Source organism: Protofrankia sp. CiP1_Cm_nod2 (assembly GCF_920664355.1).
Taxonomy (GTDB): Bacteria; Actinomycetota; Actinomycetes; order Frankiales; family Frankiaceae; genus Protofrankia.
The window spans coordinates 1-1,861 of the sequence record NZ_CAKKTL010000178.1 but is presented as its reverse complement, the minus strand read 5'-3'; the positions used below and the strand labels follow the sequence as shown (position 1 = coordinate 1,861).

Annotated in this window: 2 protein-coding genes; one reads left to right on the top strand and one right to left on the bottom strand. The window is 70.3% G+C overall.

The window, feature by feature from the left end; translation table 11 throughout:
- The first annotated feature begins 244 nt into the window (after positions 1–244).
- Positions 245–1,153: a DUF559 domain-containing protein gene (locus NBW84_RS17815; RefSeq protein WP_250285864.1), complete on the top strand. Its 909-nt coding sequence runs from the start codon at positions 245–247 to the stop codon at positions 1,151–1,153.
- A gap of 116 nt (positions 1,154–1,269) precedes the next feature.
- On the opposite strand, the gene NBW84_RS17810 is transcribed toward NBW84_RS17815, so the two are convergent.
- On the bottom strand, positions 1,270–1,861 hold a 592-nt coding region (locus NBW84_RS17810; protein WP_250285863.1), incomplete at its 5' end, for a transglutaminase-like domain-containing protein.

Genomic DNA, 1,861 nt, shown 5'->3' with positions numbered 1-1,861 from the left:
CCGCCGGCCCGTCCGCCCGTCCGCCGCGCTCAAGCGGTCCGGCGGCGTTGCCTCGGAATCGCCCGGACACGACGACCAGGGCCAGTTCAGGCCGACATGGCACCAGTTGAAAACCTTCTATATTAGTAGATATCACCCCTGTGGACGAATGTTATCCACAGGGGTGGCCGAGATGCACAGTCAGGAAATGCCCGACACATGGAGAGACATCCTCCTTGATCAGGATGGTGTCGTACGGCTGGAAGTGGCGGTTCGTGCCCTCGGCCGGCCGGCCGTCCGCCATCGGCTCGTGACCGGCGCCTGGCAACGGGTGCACCTACGGGTGCTCGTCACCCACAGTGGCCCGCTCTCCCCACCGCAGACGCGGTGGGCGGCCGTACTGCACGCGGGAGCCGATGCGGTACTCAGCCATGCCACCGCCGCCGAGCTGGGCGGGCTGCAGGGCTTCCCGTCACGAACGATCCACGTCAGCGTGCCGAACGCGCACCAGGCGCCTGCCGTCCCCGGTGTACGGGTCCATCGCCGCCGCGGCCTGGGCGCCGACGGCATCCTCCCGGCCGTGCGTCCACACCGCATGCGTATCGAACACGCGCTGCTCGACATGGCGTCGACCGCGACCAGCGAGGACGCGGCCAGAGCGGTGCTGGCCGCCGGCGTCCAGCAGCGGCTGACAACCGCCGCACGGCTGCGGGCCGTCCTCGACCGGCTTGTCCGGGTCAGATGGCGGCGTCTCATCAGTGAAACCCTCGCGGACGTCGAGGGCGGCTCCCATTCGCTGCCCGAACTGCGTTTCGTCCGCGCGCTGCGCGCGGCGTCCATACCGCTGCCGGACCGGCAGGTGGCCCGGCAGCGAGCGAGCGGACGCTGGTATCTGGACGCCCACTGGGAACACGCCCGCCTGACAGTGGAGATCGACGGCACCGGCCATCTCGACCCCCGCACCTGGCTGGCCGACCTCGCCCGCGGCAACGAGCTGACCCTCGCCGGCGACCGCGTCCTACGCTTCCCGTCCTTCGCCGTCCGTGACCACCCCGACGACGTCGTGGCCCACATAGCCCTCGCACTCACCAGCCCACTCACGAACACGATCATGACAACGAGGGGACAGGTGGCTGCCACAGCAGCCACTTACACACTCAATCGTGTGATCTGACGCGGCGTTGGGGTCTTTTTGGATCTTGACTGGTGGGGGTGCCGGCGGTGGTGTGGGAGGGGGTCTGCTGGGGGCTGGTCCGTGTGGGTGAAGATGCCCACGGGAAGCGAAGCGGGCTAGCTCAGGCGGGTGACGGCTACGGTTACGCCCAGGGAGGTCGATGCGCCGCCGGAGTAGACGCCGAGGAGGGGTGGGACGTCGTTGTAGTCACGGCCGCGGGCCACGACCACGTGTTGCTGCCCGGCGGGGACGCCGTTGGTCGGGTCGAAGCCCCACCAGTCGCCGAGCCAGCCCTCCACCCACGCGTGGCTCTGGCCGACGACGGTCTCGCCGATCGTGGCGTCCGTGGACGGGTGCAGATAGCCGGAGACGTACCGGGCCGGTAGGCCAACGGCCCGCAGCAGCACCAGAGCCAGGTGGGCGAAGTCCTGGCAGACGCCTTCGCCCTGCTGCCAGGCGTCCACCGCGGACGTGTGCACGCCGGTCGTGCCGGGCCGGTAGGTCAGGCGCTGCCGGACCCATTCGCCGACAGCCGGGACGAACTCGGCCGGGGTGTGGCGCGCGGCGAGTTCGCGGGCCGTCTCGGCGAGCTCCGGATGGTCCGTGGTGAAGCGGCTCGGACGGATGAACTCGACGAAGCGGTCCGTGATCGACCCGTCGGCGAGGGCCTGCCAGTCCGGTCCGTCGCTCGGTCCCGGCCGGGCGGGG